This window comes from Frondihabitans sp. PhB161, assembly GCF_003814635.1.
Lineage (GTDB): Bacteria > Actinomycetota > Actinomycetes > Actinomycetales > Microbacteriaceae > Frondihabitans.
On the sequence record NZ_RKQW01000001.1, the window covers coordinates 1,067,162 to 1,081,747 of the forward strand.

Annotated in this window: 18 protein-coding genes; 6 read left to right on the plus strand and 12 right to left on the minus strand. The window is 64.8% G+C overall.

Going from position 1 to position 14,586, the window contains the following annotated elements; translation table 11 throughout:
* Window positions 1-23: 23 nt before the first annotated feature.
* Genes EDF39_RS05215 through EDF39_RS05235 form a run of 5 tightly spaced genes read right to left on the minus strand, consistent with a single transcriptional unit; the run spans window position 24 to window position 6,243 of the window.
* Entirely contained in the window at window positions 24-1,850 is a 1,827-nt protein-coding gene (locus tag EDF39_RS05215) for a glycoside hydrolase family 2 protein (RefSeq protein WP_233572975.1), read from the minus strand.
* Window positions 1,840-3,165, minus strand: a complete 1,326-nt coding sequence (locus EDF39_RS05220) for a family 1 glycosylhydrolase (RefSeq protein WP_123941058.1) — start codon at window positions 3,163-3,165, stop codon at window positions 1,840-1,842. The genes EDF39_RS05215 and EDF39_RS05220 overlap by 11 nt, the downstream gene beginning before the upstream one ends.
* Window positions 3,166-3,171: 6 nt before the next feature.
* Window positions 3,172-4,065 carry a carbohydrate ABC transporter permease gene (locus EDF39_RS05225; RefSeq protein ID WP_123941059.1) on the minus strand — a complete coding sequence of 298 codons (894 nt, stop codon included), beginning with the start codon at window positions 4,063-4,065 and terminating at the stop codon, window positions 3,172-3,174.
* Window positions 4,055-4,987, minus strand: a complete 933-nt coding sequence (locus EDF39_RS05230) for a carbohydrate ABC transporter permease (protein WP_123941061.1) — start codon at window positions 4,985-4,987, stop codon at window positions 4,055-4,057. Before EDF39_RS05230 ends, EDF39_RS05225 begins: the two co-directional genes overlap by 11 nt.
* Complete coding sequence (locus EDF39_RS05235) at window positions 4,987-6,243, minus strand: ABC transporter substrate-binding protein (RefSeq protein WP_123941063.1); 1,257 nt, start codon at window positions 6,241-6,243, stop codon at window positions 4,987-4,989. Before EDF39_RS05235 ends, EDF39_RS05230 begins: the two co-directional genes overlap by 1 nt.
* Before the next feature lie 245 nt (window positions 6,244-6,488).
* Between EDF39_RS05235 and EDF39_RS05240 the strand changes: the two genes are divergently transcribed.
* The 3 genes from EDF39_RS05240 to EDF39_RS05250 all read left to right on the plus strand — a co-directional run bounded on the left by EDF39_RS05240 (window position 6,489) and on the right by EDF39_RS05250 (window position 8,451).
* Window positions 6,489-7,676, plus strand: a complete 1,188-nt coding sequence (locus EDF39_RS05240; protein ID WP_055960675.1) for an inorganic phosphate transporter — start codon at window positions 6,489-6,491, stop codon at window positions 7,674-7,676.
* Window positions 7,677-7,680: 4 nt separating this feature from the next.
* On the plus strand, window positions 7,681-7,989 hold the full coding sequence (locus tag EDF39_RS05245) for a hypothetical protein (RefSeq protein ID WP_123941065.1): 309 nt from the start codon (window positions 7,681-7,683) through the stop codon (window positions 7,987-7,989).
* Window positions 7,990-8,124: 135 nt separating this feature from the next.
* Window positions 8,125-8,451 carry a hypothetical protein gene (locus tag EDF39_RS05250; protein WP_123941067.1) on the plus strand — a complete coding sequence of 109 codons (327 nt, stop codon included), beginning with the start codon at window positions 8,125-8,127 and terminating at the stop codon, window positions 8,449-8,451.
* A gap of 91 nt (window positions 8,452-8,542) precedes the next feature.
* On the opposite strand, the gene EDF39_RS05255 is transcribed toward EDF39_RS05250, so the two are convergent.
* The 6 genes from EDF39_RS05255 to EDF39_RS05280 all read right to left on the minus strand — a co-directional run bounded on the left by EDF39_RS05255 (window position 8,543) and on the right by EDF39_RS05280 (window position 11,553).
* Window positions 8,543-8,998 (minus strand): hypothetical protein, encoded by a 456-nt coding sequence (locus EDF39_RS05255; RefSeq protein ID WP_123941069.1) that lies wholly within the window; start codon window positions 8,996-8,998, stop codon window positions 8,543-8,545.
* Between the two features lie 118 nt (window positions 8,999-9,116).
* Window positions 9,117-9,353, minus strand: a complete 237-nt coding sequence (locus EDF39_RS05260) for a hypothetical protein (protein WP_055960667.1) — start codon at window positions 9,351-9,353, stop codon at window positions 9,117-9,119.
* 391 nt (window positions 9,354-9,744) lie between these two features.
* Window positions 9,745-9,963 (minus strand): hypothetical protein, encoded by a 219-nt coding sequence (locus EDF39_RS05265; RefSeq protein WP_123941071.1) that lies wholly within the window; start codon window positions 9,961-9,963, stop codon window positions 9,745-9,747.
* Window positions 9,960-10,202 carry a hypothetical protein gene (locus tag EDF39_RS05270; RefSeq protein ID WP_123941073.1) on the minus strand — a complete coding sequence of 81 codons (243 nt, stop codon included), beginning with the start codon at window positions 10,200-10,202 and terminating at the stop codon, window positions 9,960-9,962. The genes EDF39_RS05265 and EDF39_RS05270 overlap by 4 nt, the downstream gene beginning before the upstream one ends.
* A complete protein-coding gene (locus tag EDF39_RS05275; RefSeq protein ID WP_123941075.1) occupies window positions 10,195-10,764 on the minus strand; it encodes a hypothetical protein in 570 nt (189 codons plus the stop codon). The genes EDF39_RS05270 and EDF39_RS05275 overlap by 8 nt, the downstream gene beginning before the upstream one ends.
* Before the next feature lie 138 nt (window positions 10,765-10,902).
* Window positions 10,903-11,553: an NAD(P)-dependent oxidoreductase gene (locus tag EDF39_RS05280; protein ID WP_123941076.1), complete on the minus strand. Its 651-nt coding sequence runs from the start codon at window positions 11,551-11,553 to the stop codon at window positions 10,903-10,905.
* 62 nt (window positions 11,554-11,615) lie between these two features.
* On the opposite strand from EDF39_RS05280, the gene EDF39_RS05285 reads away from it, so the two are divergent.
* A complete protein-coding gene (locus EDF39_RS05285; protein WP_123941078.1) occupies window positions 11,616-12,215 on the plus strand; it encodes a TetR/AcrR family transcriptional regulator in 600 nt (199 codons plus the stop codon).
* A gap of 48 nt (window positions 12,216-12,263) precedes the next feature.
* On the opposite strand, the gene EDF39_RS05290 is transcribed toward EDF39_RS05285, so the two are convergent.
* Window positions 12,264-13,067, minus strand: coding sequence for a phosphatase PAP2 family protein (locus EDF39_RS05290; protein ID WP_123941080.1), 804 nt, complete (start codon window positions 13,065-13,067; stop codon window positions 12,264-12,266).
* Between the two features lie 244 nt (window positions 13,068-13,311).
* On the opposite strand from EDF39_RS05290, the gene EDF39_RS05295 reads away from it, so the two are divergent.
* On the plus strand, window positions 13,312-13,788 hold the full coding sequence (locus EDF39_RS05295; protein ID WP_055960652.1) for a DUF805 domain-containing protein: 477 nt from the start codon (window positions 13,312-13,314) through the stop codon (window positions 13,786-13,788).
* A 140-nt stretch (window positions 13,789-13,928) separates the two neighbouring features.
* Window positions 13,929-14,558, plus strand: coding sequence for a TetR/AcrR family transcriptional regulator (locus EDF39_RS05300; RefSeq protein WP_123941082.1), 630 nt, complete (start codon window positions 13,929-13,931; stop codon window positions 14,556-14,558).
* Window positions 14,559-14,586: the final 28 nt, after the last annotated feature.

Here is a 14,586-nt window from a genome sequence, read left to right on the forward strand (position 1 = left end):
CTACTGGACCCGACTCGCTTTCCTCAGACGGGCATCGGCCCGCCCTGCACGATCGCACGAATGACGCCAGGATCCAGCTTGGGTATGCGATCCTCGGTCAGAAGGCCGTTCGCCTCCTGCATGGTGTCGGTGAGCTGGGTATAGCAGGATCCGACGACGGCGCGCCCAGCCCGGATCCCTTCGTAGACGGCCAGGAGACGAGCCTGGAAATCGTTGGCGGATGTGGCGGAGGAGTAGCCCCACGCATCCTCGGCCCGAGCACCGGGCGAGTACGTGATGCCGCCGAATTCCGTGACCATCACCGGGGCATCGTCTCGGATCGACCCGGTGACTGTCATTCGACGCCCGGCAGGACCGAGCCCGTTCACGAGGTTCGCGCGAAGATTCGGGTCGGCGTACCGGTCGGTCAGGACGGCTTGGTCGGAGTCATAGTCGTGCACAGTGAAAATGTCGGAGTCGACGTGTTCCCACCCGTCATTAGAGATCACAGGCCTGGTGGGGTCGATGGCTCTGGTCAGTGCCGTCAGCGCCTGAGCGAACGCGACCTGACGCGGGTCGTGGGCGATGTGCTGGATGCCCCAGCTCTCGTTCATCGGAACCCACGTGACGATCGAGGGGTGCGAGCGATCACGGTCAACCACGTCCAGCCACTCCCGCGTCGTGCGCGAGACTGCCGTCGATGAGAACTCGTAGGCGGCAGGCGCTTCTGCCCAGAGCATGAGACCCAGCCGGTCCGCCCAGTAGAGGAATCTCGGATCCTCCATCTTCTGATGGACGCGGGCGCTGTTGAATCCCAGTCGAAGGATCCACGCGACTTCGTCCCGGAGTGACTCGGGGCTCGGGGCGGCCAGGTGGGAAGTAGGCCAGAAACCCTGGCTGAGAACGGAGCGGATGTAAACGGGGCGTTCGTTCAGTAAGAAGGAACGGTTGGCTATCGAGGTCATCCGCAGTCCGAAGTAGCTGACGACTCGGTCGCGGCCGACTGTGACATCGGCGGTGATGAGGGCGGGATTCTCGGGTGACCAGAGCAATCGCTCGTAGTCCTGTCCGTTCGCCTGTCGGGGGAGGTCGAGGGTGACCGTGGCACGTTGCCCGACGAGCGAGGCAGTGATCTCCGCGAGTGCGACCTCGCCGTGGGTGAGCGTGATGCGAACAGTGTCGCCTGACAGGGGCGGTGCCGTGAGTCGCAGTTCGCAGATCACCCGTGCCCCGGGCACATCGGCCGTCCAGTGGAGCTTCTCGACAGCGACGGCGGGTGTGGCCTCGAGCCACACGCTCTGCCAGATGCCGGTTGTCCTGCGGTACCAGATGACGTGCGCTTCGCTCTGCCAGTCCTGTTTGCCGCGAGGTTGGCCGACGTCGGCGGCGTAGTCCTCGGCGCGGACGGTCACGGTATGGCCGGCGTTTTCGTGCTGGAACGGGACCACGATCGAAAAGGGGGTGTGACCCCCCTCGTGCTGGGCGACCTGCGCTCCGTCCAGCCACACGGTGGCACGGTAGTCGACCGCACCGAAGTGGAGCACGAGACGGGGCCTGTCGTTCTCGTCGTAGCCGGCGGTTACGACGTCGTCCCACGAGATCTCCCGCTGGTACCAGACGACGTCATGGATTCCGTCGACTCCTATTCCCGAGGCTTTCGACTCCGGCGGGAACGGGACGATGATCGTTTCGGGGAAGGCGTGTTCTGGCAACCACCATTGCTCGGTGAGCCCGCGATCGTCGTCGTCGATGGCGAAACGCCAGACGCCGTCGAGGTTCTGCCAGTCTCGGCGGATGAGCTGCGGGCGGGGGTAGTGCGCATCATGCGCCTGCGCGGCCAGGGCCTCGGCCGAGAGGGTGTCAACCGACACGGACATCTCCGTTCGCCGGCGTCCATTCGGCTTCCTCCTGGAAGCTGCTCGCCGCACTCGTGTTCTGGCGCGTCGACTGCGAGTCGGTGACGGAGACGATGCCCATTCGCCGGAAGAAGAGGCTCGTCTCATCCGTCGAATCGGCGAATCGCTCCTGGTCGGCCGGGAGGTCGCCGCTCGGGTCGAGGACGAACTCCTCCACGTTCCGGCCGCCCGAGGCATACGACCAGTCGACGAAGTCGAGAAGAGGCCACCAGGTGTAGCCGCGGATGTCGCACCCCGCCGCGTTCAGAGTCCGGACGAGGGCTGCCGATTGCTGCAGCCATGACTGGCGTTCCTGCTCGCTGCCCTCGATGCTGGTCTCCGTGATGACGATCGGGAGACCGTACCTTCGCAGGACGTCCTCCAAAACGTGTTGCAGCCCCGCCGCGCCTCTGTTTTCCGTCACCTGGCGGGAGGAGCCGGGCGAGCCTCGAAGAATGCGCGGGGTGAGATCGGGGTAGTAGTTCACCCCGAGGACGTCGATCGTGGGAACGTCTCGAGTGAGTCGTTCGAGAGTCGACTGAGAGGCGCCGTGGTCGACGAGGTACTGCCTGTACGGGTGATCCTCGGTGACTCGACCCAGGAGCAACTCCAGGGGGAGCCGAGCGATTGCTTCGTGGTGCGCAACGTCGGCCTCCAATGCGGGGTCTGATGCCGAATACAGGGCAGATGCCTCGACATGCACGATCACGGCGTCCGGATTGGCGCCTCGAATCTCGCTGATGCTCTGTCGGATGCCGTCGACGATGGAGACGGTGACCTCGGTCCATCCGTCCCAGCCGGTGAGCGCCGGCGGCCAGACACCCCGGAGGCCGCAGAACGAGGCGGTGGTGAGCGGTTCGTTCAGGGGAGTGATGTGGTCGACGACACCGCGGTAGCGCTCCGCGAATGCGCCGGCGAACTCGGCCACGGTCTCGGCGTAGCGATCGTCGGCGAACGACCGGGTCAGCCACGTGGGCGTCCCGTAGTGGACCAGGTCGGCTACCACGACGAGACCGAGGGTCTTGACGGCGTAGTCCAGTCGTTCGTCGAGTGACTCCCAGCGGAACTCTCCCGGGGCCGTATGCACGAGTGGCCAGCTGACCCCGTACCGGAACCCGGTTGCCCCGAGCGCCTTGATGCGGTCGAAGTCCTCTCGCCAGTGATCGTCGTGACCGGTGAGGCGGTGCTCGTCGAGTGCTCCCATGGCAGAGCCGACGGGTGGATAGACGCAGGTGTCTTCGATGCCGAGGAGCCAGCGGAGCTCTCCTGAGGCGAAAAAGGGGTCTGTCATGGGGTCTTACTTCAATCCGGTGTTAGAGATACCCGCGACGAAGAAGCGCTGCGCGAGGAAGAAGGCGATGGCGATGGGGATCAGCGAGATGACCGCGCCGGCGAGCAGGACCGCGTGATCGGTGACGTGCTGCCCGCCGAAGAGGGCGAGCCCTGCCGGCAGTGTCTGCAGGTCGGGCGAACTCGTGACGACGAGGGGCCACAGCAGGTCGTTCCACAGGGCGGTGAAGTTCAGCAGCGCCACGGTCGCGATGGCCGGCTTCGAGAGCGGCAGGATGATGCTTCGGTAGATTTTGAAGTGGCTCGCGCCGTCCAGGCGAGCTGCCTCGTCGAGTTCTCTCGGGATGGAGATGAAGAACTGGCGGAACAGGAAGATCCCGAAGGCGCTCGTGGCACGGGGGATGATGAGCCCGTGATAGGTGTTCAGCCACCCGAGGTGGAAGAGCTCGATGAAGACCGGGATGAGAGTCACCTGGAAGGGCACCATCAACGTGACGAGCACGAGCCAGAACGCGATGGTCTTGCCCCGGAAGTCGAGACGAGCCAGTGCGTAGGCGCACATCGAATCGAAGAGCAGGGTGAGAATCGTGGTCACGCCGGCGAAGACAACCGTGTTCAGGAGTAGGCGCAGGAACGGCAGCTGGTCCCAGACCCCTTTGTAGCCGTGCAGGTTCCACTGGGTGGGGAGAAGGCTGGCGGGGTGTGCGAAGAGGTCGGCCTCGCTGCGGAACGAGGTGCCGATCATCCAGATGAACGGCACGACGGCGACGATCACGCCGGCGGCGACGGCGACCCATTTGACGACGTCGAGGCCATTGCCCCGGCCTCGGATCGGCTGCCGGCGTTGATCCGGGGCGGTCCGGGGCGGCGCGGGTGCGGGGGTCAGAGTCTCAGTCGACATCGTTGTACCTGAAGAATTTCAGTTGAAGAGCGGAGACGATCACGATGAGCAGGAACAGCACCCACGAGATCGCCGACGCGTAGCCGGTTTGGAAGTTCACGAATCCGTCGCGGAAGAGGAGGGTCACGAGAGTGTCCGTGGTGAAGAGCGGCCCCCCGCCCGTCATCACGTAGACCAGGTCGAAGAGCTGGAGCGACTGGATGGTCAGGATGACGCTGACGAACAGGATCGTGGGGCGGAGGGCTGGCAGTGTGACGAAGCGAACCAGCTGAGCACGGCTGGCACCGTCGAGCCGGGCCGCTTCGTACTGGTCTTCGGGAACCCCCTTGAGGCCTGCCACCAGGATGATCATGACGAAGCCGACGTTCTTCCAGATCGATACGAAAATGATCGTCGGCAGTGCGAGTGTGGTGGAGGCCAACCACGCAGGGGCTCCCCAGCCGAGGGCTTTGGAGAGGCCGTCGACGAGACCGATGTTGGGATCCAGAAGGAATCGCCACACGAGACCTGCCGCGGTCAGTGACACCACGTAGGGAAAGAAGAACGCCGATCGGATGATCCGGGTGATGAGGTTCTCGGAAGCGAGTGCCAGCGCGAGGAAGAAACCGATCACGAGCAGGAGGAGCACGGAGACGGCCGTGATCTCGACCGTGTGGAGCAGCGCTCCCCAGAACTGAGGATCCCGGGTCAGCTGCACGTAGTTGTCGAGGCCGATGAAGGGTTGATCGGTGGCACCGACGGTCCAGGTGTGCAGGCTGTACCAGAAGGAGCGAACAATCGGCCAGAGCACGAACACGCCGAGAATCGCGAGACTCGGGGCCATGAAGAGCCACGCGGGGCGTGACCTCCACCGGGGCGTCCGGGCCGGGGTCCGGGCGTGGGGCGTCGTCTTGACGCCCCACGTGGTGTCTCCGGTGGTCATCAGCTCGAGCAGCCCGTCAACAGGTTGATGGTCGCGGCGGCGCTCGTGGCGTCGGCGGAGACATCGCCGTCGCGGGTGACTTTCTGGATGAAGGGCACGTAGCCGTTCGCGTCGACCTGCGTGGCACTGGGGACCTGGGGCAGGTAGAGCCGCGCATCGGGTACCTGGCTCGCGAACACCGAGACGGTGGGGTCGGCCTTCAAGGTCGCGTTATCGCTCAGGTCGGTTCGCAGCGGCGGAAACCCGGTGCTCTTCGAGAACTTCAGCTGGGTGCTCTTCGAGGTCCAGTAGGCCAGGAACTGCTGCGCCTCGGTCGGGTGCTTCGTCTTTGCCGAGATCGCAAGCGGTGCCGTGCTCCCGAGAGTGACGTTGGTGCCGTCGTCGCCGACGGGGATCTTGGCGATCCCCAGGTCGATCCCCGCCGACTTGTAGCCGGGGGCGGCCCAGGGGCCGTTGATCTCCATAGCCGCCTTGCCTGCGGAGAACAACGAGTCGGCCTCGGCGCCCGACTGGCCCACGGGCGAGATCTTGTCGTCTTTGACGAGGGTGACCCACGGCTGCAGGCTGTCGATGCTGGCCTGCGTCTGGAGGGCACTGCAGTTCTTGCTGTCGGTGACCTCGCCGCCGGACAGCCACTGCAGAATCGGCCACATCTGAATGGTGTTGTTGTCGGCCAGGGAGAGCCCGTACGTGCCGCCGGTCGTGAGCTTCTTGGCATCGGCCTGGAACTCGGCGACGGTGGTGGGGGCCGAGGCGATGCCAGCTGCCTTGAACAGCTTCTTGTTGTAGTAGAGGCTCAGCGTGGCGTAGTTGGCCGGAACCGCATAGAGCTTGCCGTTGTAGGTGAACTCCTTCGTCAACGCCGAGGCGAACTTCGAGGTGTTGATCTTCGTGTCTCCCGAGCCCGTGGCGGTGAGCGGCAGAACCGAGTTCGTCTTGACGTATTGAGCGATCACATTGGGATCGGGCGCCGGCGCCGCGATGTCCGGGCCAGTCCCGGTGAGCCAGGCCGACGGCAGCTTCTGCTGGATGGTGTCCCACGGCTGAACCGTCATCGTGACCTTCACCTTGGACTGCGAGGCGTTGAAGTCCTTGACGATCTGCTTGTAGCCCGGGGCGTCGCCGCCGGTGAATCCCGTCCAGACGGTCAAATCGACGGGCCCGGACGATGACGACGAGGACGAACACCCGGTGAGTCCGGCACCAGCGGCCAGCAGGGCGATCGCTCCGATCGCTACAGACTTCTTCTTTTTCATGACTCTCCTTTGAGCATCCGGATTTCGGGTTTCCGGTCCGCGCTGAAATGCGCTTTATCGTTATAGCACGATGTAGCCAGAGACGCGAGCTTCGCCAAGGATCCCTGCGTTACGCGGTTCCCCCAGGTGCATCGAGGCCGGTTTCCACTCGCTCGCCGAGTTCACCCCGCGTTCACGAGTCGGGCTTACCTTCGCGGCAACCGCTTCGACGTCGTGCCGGAGCCTCCACGTCTGGAGTCATCGATATGAGCGTCCTCGTCATCGTCCTGATGGTCATCGTCATTGCCCTGATCTTCGACTTCACCAACGGTTTCCACGACACTGCCAATGCCATGGCGACGTCGGTCGCTACAGGGGCGCTCAAGCCCAAAGTCGCGGTGCTCCTGTCGGCCGTGCTCAACCTGGTGGGCGCGTTCCTTTCGACTCAGGTCGCCAAGACGGTCTCGTCGGGCATTCTCACCGAAGACTCGAAGGGCCTGCCGCACATCACGCCCGTGTTGATCTTCGCCGGCCTCGTCGGTGCCGTGCTCTGGAACCTCGGCACCTGGTGGCTCGGCCTGCCATCGAGTTCGACCCATGCGTTGTTCGGAGGCCTCATCGGTGCGGCCATCATCGGATCCGGCGTCAGCGCTGTCGATTTCTCGGGTGTCCTGTCGAAGATCGTGCTTCCCGCGGTGCTCTCACCGTTCATCGCGGGTGCCGTTGCGCTCATCGCCACCTACATCGCCTACCGGGTGACGAAACTCTCCGAGGTGCATGGTGCGAAGCGCGGCTTCCGGCACGCGCAGACCGTCTCGGCTTCGCTGGTTTCGCTGGCTCACGGCACGAACGACGCCCAGAAGACGATGGGCGTCGTCACCCTGACGTTGATCGTGAGCGGCTACCAGGCCTCCAATACGGGTCCACAGATCTGGGTGATCCTCATCTGCGGCCTGGCGATCGCCCTGGGCACCTACACCGGCGGCTGGCGCATCATGCGAACGGTCGGCAAGAACATCACCGACGTGGAATCGCCCCAGGGTTTCGCAGCCGAGACGAGCTCGGCTGCCACGCTGCTCATCTCGTCGAACCTCGGTTTTCCCCTGTCGACCACCCAGATCACGTCCGGTGCGGTCGTCGGAGCCGGGCTCGGCAAACGACTCGCCTCGGTCCACTGGAACACGGTCAGCAAGATCGCCCTCGGGTGGGTTGTGACCCTGCCGGCCGCGGCGCTCGCCGGGGGTGGTGCAGCCTGGCTCGCCGGGACCGGCGCGATCGGACTCGCAGCGGTCGTGGTCGTCGCGGTCGCGGGTGGCGGCACCTTCGTGCTGCTCGCGAGACGCCACCCGGTCAGCCACGAGAACGTGAACGACGACTCATCAACCGCCACCGGTCGACCGCTCGCCGATGTCTCCACCGGTTCCTCCACCTCGTCTGACTCCTCGAAGGGTTGAAGTCATGAGTACAACCTCCCTCCTCGCCGCAGCGTCATCGTCGTCGGCCGCCGGGTTCCTCGGTGTCGACTGGTCGTCCATCGCCGAGGTCTGTGTCGTCACCCTGGTCGCCACGGTTGCGATCGTGACCATCTTCTCGGTCGGGCTCCGGCTGCTCTCGATCGGATCGCCCGACGACGGTGGTGAGATCGCCGGCCATGGCGCGCTGACCTCTTGGCCGGCGTCCGCGACCCTGGGTGGGTACGTCTGTGTCGGCATCGGCGGTGCGGCGGTGCTGTATGGCATCTACCTCGTGGTGCCGCTGTTCCATTGACGGGCGTCGGTGCTGCCGTGCGCGAGAGCGGTCTGCTCTTGCGCCTCAACACGGTGAAATCGCCCGCCTTTTCGGCGTCACCCGCTGCTCACGACCGCACGCGTTCAGTAGCCGGGTCGATGGTTGGATCGAACCATGAGCAGTAGCGCCAACATTGCACTAGTCACCGTCGACGGTTCCGAGGTATCTCGAGACTACGACCTCGATGCGGTGCCCGAATTCGAGTTCGTGACTGACGAGAACAATTCGTATCGTGTCGTCATGGAAGAGACGGAAAGCGAACGTACGTGGACTGTCACTCGTGTCGATTCAGGTCACGAGAGTGAGGCTGGAACGGTGCGACACGAGAAGCCCTGGATGATCTTCGGGTCGAGCGCGCATCGCTACTTCAAGCCTGGAGCCACCTTCTCGTCGGGTTTCCAAAACGACCTCTGGAATGCGGTTCAGTCTCTCGCCGAGTGAGAGATGCGGGCATCCGGTAGTTGAAGTCGAGTAAAACGAGCCCGCATGCTTCCGGAGGACACAGTCATGCGGGCTCGTAGTCAATAAAAGATCAGTGGCTGGTGGCGGATTTCCACCACGCGAGATCGGCATCTATTTCAGTCGATTGGTGCAGCTCCGTGCCGTCGAAGGTGAAAACTTCGAGGTCGACGTCCAGGGTGGTCGTTCCCTCCTGAATCTTCAGGCGGACGGTGGGGTTGAGCCGAGGTGGCGTGTAGTCGAACTCGCTACCGGTTTCGACGTCCACGATTCGGGTGACATCGATTGAGCCGGCATCGAATACAGGGTCGGAGCCAGCGTAGAACTGAACAGCGCGGCTGTTAACGACCGCGACGATGTAGGACTCGCCGACGAGTTTGAGCTCGCGATCCCCTTCGTGCTTTTCAATATCGCGGAGTACAACGCGAGCAGGAAGTGTGGCCCGGAGGTGCCGGCGTTCGAGATCGGGATGAAGTCGAGCGACCTCGGCATCGCGGACTTTGGCTTCTTCGTCATGGGTAGCGGACATGCCGCAACGATACTGAGAAACCTATATTTTTGCAGTGTGCGCATCGACGTCTATTTCTGACAAGGCCACGATCGTGAGAGAAACGGAACAGCCGTTTGCGGTCTCATGAGACTGACCGTCATTCCGGGGTATCGCCCTGGCTGGCCTGTTCCGTCAACGTCTCGTTATAGAGCTCCGTTGCTCTCTGACCCCACTTCCTGGTGAAAAGGATCCGATATCCGCCAGCGAGCAGCCAGACGGCAGCGACAGTGAAATGTCCGAGAGACTCGGTGACGGATTCGAGCGCGCGAATTCCACCGAGAATAACGTAGACCAGGGCAAGGCTGAAGTAGAGCCAGCCAGCGCCGGCGCTCATGTCGGCCAGTGGCTTGAGAAAACGCAGACGTCGTGACAGGGATACCTGTCTGGGGAGAGGCCCGTCGCGCACCCATTGGCGGAGCATCCAATGCGCCGTGTAGCCGCCCACGCGAGACCACGACCACAGCAGGAGTGCTGAGACGACGCAGATGAGTGCTCCCGCGACAGCTGCAACGGCTGACGCAGAGGCGCCCGCGAATCCCGGGGGAAACAGGCTCAGCCACAGCACGAGGAAAACCCCTGCCAGGCCCAATATCTGCAGGCACGGCAGTGCGTAGAAGGCCAGACCGCGACGGGCCTTGAGCGGGGCCTCTCGTTGTGAATTGGACGTCGGAGTCTCCTTCGAGCAAAAAGCAGAGTGCAATCGATCTGACATTCGCAGGATGCGGCTAGTGGTCGGGGAGCACTCCGGCGAGGGCAAGGATCACTATCAAGACCCCGCCGACGCAGGGAACGATGCCGATCAGTCGAATGTAGGCCGGGCTGAACTGGCGTCCGGTGACGCTTCGGCCCATAAGGCTGAGCGCCCAGTCGTTCCAGATCGCGACGATGGCGCCCCAGACTGCGGCGATGGCACCGCCAATGCCGAAGATGAGCTGCGGGTTCACTTCTTGGCCGCCCTATTCTGGCGAATCAGGATCCGCACGAACTGGGTCTCCATGTATGCGCCGATACCGAGAGCGATCAGGGCGACGAGGATCCCAGTGCCCAAGGGGTGCGTGTTCGTGACGGCCGCGATCGGGGTTGCGACGCACAGAAAACCGCACACGATGACGTTGAACCAGGCTCCGATACGGCCCCCGGGTGGGGTCGCCATCCGGTTCAGCGGATCCCATCCTCTAGCCACGGATCTCTCCGGAGTCCACGGCTGAATCGTGCGTCACGGGCGTGGAGTCCACCTGAGCCAGGAGGGCATCGATCTTCCTGACCAAGCGCTTCGCGGCGACTATCGAGAACACCGCGATAGCGACGAAGAAGGCGACAAAGATCCAGGGGACGACCGCAGTCGGATCCTGGACCACCAACCATACGCCCAGCACGGTGAAGACGCCGAAGATAATCGGATTCATCCACTGGGCTCGTTCATTTTGCCTCCGGCGCCCCTCGAGTGCAGGCACCCACAGTGACGCGTCAGCGCCCTTCGGCACGGAACCCGTTTTGAGGGCCGTGGTGATCTGGGCGGTTGTCTCGACACCACCGTCTCGGCGCCGTTGCCGGGCTACGAGGGCAGTCATGGCCCCGCCGAAGAGGGCGGCGGTGACGAAGCGAATCAGCGCGGTGACAAGAGTCAGTCTTCCCGTTCCATCGAGGAGGGCGAAGCCGTAGGTCCCGATGAAGTAGACACCGGTGAACCAGGCAAACAGCACGCCGAGAGGAGCGGTCTGGATGTGAGCGCGGAATACCTTCATCGCTTCGGCAGCTCGTTTACAGGGGCAAGTCGGTGCATCGGGGTCTCCTCGGGTAATGGGCCGAGGAAGATTCGGGCGTCTTCGGCCTGCTCATAAGGTAATCCCTCACGGCCACGACGTCCGCCGCAGGGCGCTACGTCACCCCCGCCCGTAAGCACTCCCGTCGCAGGTGTGAACGGCCGAGTCGTCGCCGAGCAAACGCAGGTTGTACGTCGCGCAGTCTACGAACGTGCCGATGCTGATGCGTGACGAAGACCGCCGGAGCTCGCCCTTCGACGGGCCGTCCGATCCGATACCCGCGCGGTGCACCATCCACTCGATGTCGCGCGCCTCGTCGTCGAGAAAGCGCATCACCGCCTCATTGTCTTCGTGCTGGCCGATGTAGCCGCGAGCGAGCGTGCTTCGCACCGCTCGAAGAACGGGCGAGAGCCGCTTGCCCGGGGCTGCGCTCAGACCGCCCGCCTGATAGAGGAACCGACGAGTGCCGCTCCGTCGCATCGCGGGCACGAGGGCTCGGACGAGCGCGGTATTGACCTGGCGCTCGCGCTGCGCGGCCGCATCGCCCAGCATCGCGACCACCGCGTCGGCGCCGTGAAGCAGGGCGTCGAGATCGAGGTCGTCGTCGATAGAACCCTGCACGATCTCCAGGTCGTCGTGCGCGATGGCCATCTTGCTGGGTGTCCGTGCGAGTACGCGGACGCGGTGGCCGGCGTCGAGAGCGAGCCGGGTGAAGTGCTGCCCGGTCTGCCCGGTGCCGCCGAATACCAATAGTGTTTGCTGGGTTGTCATGACCCCAATATAGGCACTGTCTAGAAAATAGGCAATGACTAGTTTGGGTTTAGACTGGCGTCATGACCGAGCGGCCCTTTCATCACGGAAACCTCCGTGCTGTCTTGCTCGACGAGGCAGTCGGCGTTCTGCGCGAGACCGGCGTGGAGGGCCTCTCGCTCCGAGATCTCGCCCGGCGCGCCGGTGTCAGCCACGGCGCCCCGCGGAGTCACTTCGTCGACCGCCAAGCGCTGCTCGACGCTCTGGCCGAGCTTGGCTTCGAGCGGCTCACGACCGCGGTTCGTCGAGCACTGGCCGAGGAGGGCGACGTCTCGAAGCGCTTTGATCGCGTCGCGCGGGCCTATGTCGACTTCGCCATCGACGATGCCGCGCTCATGGAGCTGATGTTCCAGACCAAGACGACCGAGCGATCCGACCGGGTGACCGATTCGGCGGGCGCGCTGTTCGCCCTGCTCGACAGCGCCATGGGCCCTCAGCCCGAGGGTGATGACGACGGCTCTCGATCCGACTTCAAGATGCTCTTCGCCGCCACGATGCAGGGGATCGCCTCGCTCGTCGGGTCCCGACGGCTGGAGCGCACTGCCGCAGATCGCCTGGTCGGTGCGGCGATGGAGACGATGCTCGGGTCCGACCTCGGCGCCCGCGCCGTCACAGCTCGCTGACCCCGGGCGCTCGTCGAGCGGCGGCGTGTGTGCCCCCGGGCTGGTTGCTCAGCGCGTGTGCGCCGGATCCTGAGCCGTCAGGAAGAGCCGGTGGCTCGTGATGAGCACGGATAGCCAGCCGGCCCCGGTCGTCCAGCCGACGGCGACGTCGGTGAACCAGTGGGCACCGAGCAACACTCGAGACAGGCCGACCGTGACGGCAGTCGCCGCGGCCGTGGCGATGACGACGGTCTGCGGTGCGTTCCGCTCCTCATACAGGGCGAAGAGGTAGGCCCCGGCGCCGAGCACGGTGGTGGCGTTGAGGGTGTGACCGGAGGGGAACGAGGGCGATTTCTCGAACGGCGCGATGGCGTCTCGTCGATGAGGGCGGTTGCGGTCGATGATGTTCTTGCCCGCCAGAGTCATGGCCAAGGATCCGACACCGGCGGCCGTCACGACCACCACCGGCGTCAGCTCGCGGCTGCGGGCCGCCAGGGCTCCCGCCATCGCGAGCCCGAGAACGGGCATGCCGACCGGCCCGAAGAGCCGGGCGATCCCGGCTGCGCTGGCATCGACGGCGGGGGAGCGGAGCTTCTTCGCCAGAGCCAGGGCGGGTCCGTCGAGGCTCTCGATACCGTTGCGGCTGGTGACGCCGTCGTAGATCCACGAGGCACCGACCGTTGCTGCGACGGCGATGCCGCCGCCCACCGCCAGGGTGGCCGCCAGCGCCGGGCGTGCTCCGACGCGGGAAGCAAGCCGGCCATGGCGGTCTGCCAGCCGTTGACCGGCCCTCGTGCGCCACTCCCGCACATCGCGACTGCCGATCTTCCGGTCGAAGCGGTCGTCGGTGTCAGGGTCGCGCACGTGGGTCACCGGTTCAGTGTGCTCGGGTTCGCCGAGCATGTCCGGTGGCGGCTCGCGCGTTCCACGCGGTGACCCGGCGGCACCGGCTCGCCAAAGAAAGACGTAGGAGGCCGGCTCTACAGGAGGCTGGTGGAAAAAGCGACGATCTTTCGAGATCGAGTCGCCGCTTGGCCGCCCGCCTCTACCGACGATCTACCAGGTTGCTCTAAGCTCGGCGTCGATCACTAGCCGAAGCAGTCCAGGAGGACAGACGATGTCGTATTCCCAGCCCCCCGCCTACCAGGGCGAGTCGAAGTCGCTCCCGGGCGAACCGCCGCTCAACCAGCCGTACTACGGTGCACCCATCGGTGCGGCCGCCAAGCGGTTCTTCAAGAAATACGCCACCTTCTCCGGTCGCGCTTCGCGAAGCGAGTTCTGGTGGTGGACCTTGATCGCCGGCATCGTCAGCATCGTGCTGAACATCATCTCTCAGGCTGCCGGCGGAAACACGATGAGCGCTTCAGGAGCGATGACGATGTCGGGCGGCGCAACTGTCGTGTCGGTCATCGCCGGAATCTGGGCCCTCGCCACGATCATCCCGTCGCTGGCGCTGGCATGGCGACGCCTCCATGACACCAACCGCAGCGGGGCCTGGTATCTGCTCATTCTGATTCCCTTTGTGGGCGCCATCATCCTCATCGTGTGGTTCGCGTCGGCGGGCAAGCCCGAAGGCCAGCGCTTCGACCGCTGATAGCGTCGGGCCTCCGCTTCGGTCGGAGTCCTGACAACGAGAGACGCCCCGGCCCGGACATTCGGCCCGGGGCGTCTGTGCGCTCAGGCGTCCTCGCGCCGTCGACAAGCGCGCCCGCGCGAGTGAGCGAGAATGGCCGCATGTCGAACACGGTCGGAAGGCCCCGCCTCAAGCAGAGCCAGCGGCCCAGCATGGAGGCCGCCGACGAGATTCTCGATGCCGCCGCCGAGCTCTTCACCACACGCGGATACTCGGCGACGTCGACCCGGCGGATCGCCGAGAGCGTCGGACTGCAGCAGGCGTCGATCTACCACTACTTCGCCACCAAGCAGTCGATCCTCCGCACGCTGCTGCTGAGCACGGTCGAGACGACCCTCGCAGCGCTGCCCGGCTTGCTCGCCAGTGAGGGTCACGCCGCGGCCCGCCTCCATTCGCTCGCCCGGTTCGACTCGGCCCAGCTGCTGGCGTCGACCTGGAACCTGGGGGCGCTCTATCTGCTGCCCGAGGTGCGGGGCAGTGAGTTCGACGACTTCACCCGGGCCCGGCGCGACCTCCGTGACGCCTACGCGACGCTGGTCGACGAGGTCGCGACCGAAGAGGGCCTGGCCCTCTCGACCGTTCAACGCGAGCTCCCATTCCGTGTGGTCGAGACGGTCATCAGCATTCGCATGGATTCCGAAGGCTTGCCTTCGACGCTCTCCGGCGAGATCGCGGATGCCGCTCTTCGCGCACTCGGAGTGGCGAGCGATCGCTGGGTCGCAGCCGTCTAAGCGCAGGATCCGAGCGCACCCCTGCAGA